This is a genomic window from Kitasatospora sp. NPDC057542 (genome assembly GCF_042801945.1).
Taxonomy (GTDB): Bacteria; Actinomycetota; Actinomycetes; order Streptomycetales; family Streptomycetaceae; genus Kitasatospora.
Genome location: NZ_JBHVFE010000839.1, coordinates 1 through 1,406, shown reverse-complemented (window position 1 = coordinate 1,406; position 1,406 = coordinate 1). Strand labels below are relative to the sequence as shown.

Here is a 1,406-nt window from a genome sequence, read left to right as displayed (position 1 = left end):
GTCCGGCACCTACACAGGTGCCGGACCCTTCCGCGTTTCGCCCCCGCCCATGCGGCACTGGCGGCCCCCTCGGCGACGCTCAGCCCGAGGACTCCGGGAGACCGTCAGTCCGCGGTCCGCTCCCGGCAGGAGCAGCGAGGTCGGCCACCACCAGCTCGGCTGCCCGCACCGGGTCCCCGCCGGCGCGGGCGAGCAGTGAGGCCGCGTCGTAGCATGCGTCGACCGCATCCGGGAGGGTCACCTGCAGACAGTGCACCGACTCGTAGCGCGGTGAGCTGAGCGCCGCGCCGATGCCGGGGCGCAGCCGCTCCAGCTCCACGACGACCCTCCAGGCGTCGCCCTCCATCCGGGCCCGCCGCGCCGGGTCGCAGGCCGCGATGGCCCGGTCGGTTTCGCAGGCGTCGAACTCACAGGCGTCCAGAGCCGGCAGGAGCTCGGGGACGCCCAGGATCGCCGCTGCGTCCAGGGTGAGGGGGTGAGACCAGTCGTCGGAGCCCAGCAGCTGCGCGATCAGTGGGACGGCCCGCAGGTCGTGCCGTCTGGCCAGCCCTCGCGCGCCCTCCTCCCGGACCTCGCCGTACTCATCGGTGGTGCACTTCCACAGCGCGTCCCTGATGGCGGTCGTGTCCTGGTCCAGTTGGACTCCCAACGTGAAGGCCGCCCAGTTGCGGACCTCGGGGTCCTGGTCCTCGGTGAGCCGGATCAGGGCCCGCACATCGGGCCCGTCGGGCAGTCCGCTGCTGGCGGAGCCGATCGCCGAGGCGACCTGAAGCCGCAGGTCGGCGTCCTCGTGTTCGGAAAGCCGTACCAGCACGGGAACCGCGCGCGGGTCCTGCGCCCACCCCAGGCCGACAACGAGGGAACGCAACACGCGGACCTCCGTCTCCGCCTCAGCCAGCGCCATCAGGGCGGTCGCCGCCTCGCTCCGCAGCGACTCGTGCGCGCCGGCCGCGTTTCCCACCAGGTCGCAGCCCACCTGTCGCTCCAGGACATCGGCCGAATCCAGCAGCCCCAAGCCGCAGCGCAGCGCGGTCTCCCCGCTCTCCCCCTCCGCCGCCTCCCGGACCAGCGCCCAGTAGGCGTGCGAATCCTGGTCCGCCTCCGAGGCCTCCGCCGCTCGCGCCGCCGTCATCATGCGCCCCGTCAACTCCACCGCGTTGTCCATGTGCGCCTTCATATCCGAAGGGCCGGGTGCCGGGGTACTGGATTCCTGCCGCCCGCCTCAGCGGCAGGCCCCGGCCTTCGAGGCCGCGGAGCGGAGGCCTGATGGGCGTGAGTCCGCGCCCCGGGACCACGATTCGGCGCAGGGGCGTTGAGCTGCTAATATTCCTGATGTCGCGAGGAACATGAGTCCTCGTCAGGCGTCAGCGGTGCTACCAGAGCACGTCCTACTTTCAGTAGGAAGA

Annotated in this window: 1 protein-coding gene; it reads right to left on the bottom strand. The window is 72.0% G+C overall.

Going from position 1 to position 1,406, the window contains the following annotated elements; genetic code table 11:
* Positions 1-79: 79 nt before the first annotated feature.
* Entirely contained in the window at positions 80-1,165 is a 1,086-nt protein-coding gene (locus ACFU7Y_RS43965; protein WP_380772076.1) for a HEAT repeat domain-containing protein, read from the bottom strand.
* Positions 1,166-1,406: the final 241 nt, after the last annotated feature.